Origin of the sequence: Streptomyces sp. SID5910 (assembly GCF_009862125.1) — a bacterium.
In the GTDB taxonomy this organism is placed as follows: Bacteria; Actinomycetota; Actinomycetes; order Streptomycetales; family Streptomycetaceae; genus Streptomyces.
In genome coordinates, this window is sequence record NZ_WWHX01000414.1 from 1 (window position 1) to 332 (window position 332).

Sequence of the window (332 nt, forward strand, 5' to 3'; positions counted from 1 at the left end):
CAGCGCGGCCTCGCTCCCGACGGCCGCTGCAAGGCGTTCGCGGCGGGCGCGGACGGCACGGGCTGGGGCGAGGGCGTGGGCATGCTCCTGCTGGAGCGGCTGTCCGACGCCCGGCGCAACGGCCATCCGGTACTCGCCGTGATCCGCGGCTCCGCCGTCAACCAGGACGGCACCAGCAGCGGCCTGACCGTGCCGAACGGCATTTCCCAGCAGCGCGTCATCCTTCAGGCTCTGGCGAACGCCCGACTGTCCGCCACCGAGGTCGACGCCGTCGAGGCGCACGGCACGGGGACGACGCTGGGTGACCCGATCGAGGCGCAGGCGCTGCTGGC

At 74.4% G+C, this 332-nt stretch carries 1 protein-coding gene; it reads left to right on the forward strand.

Annotated features, from left to right (window positions below; genetic code table 11):
• The coding region (locus GTW67_RS14685) for a beta-ketoacyl synthase N-terminal-like domain-containing protein (protein ID WP_161165263.1) at positions 1-332 on the forward strand (332 nt) is incomplete at both ends.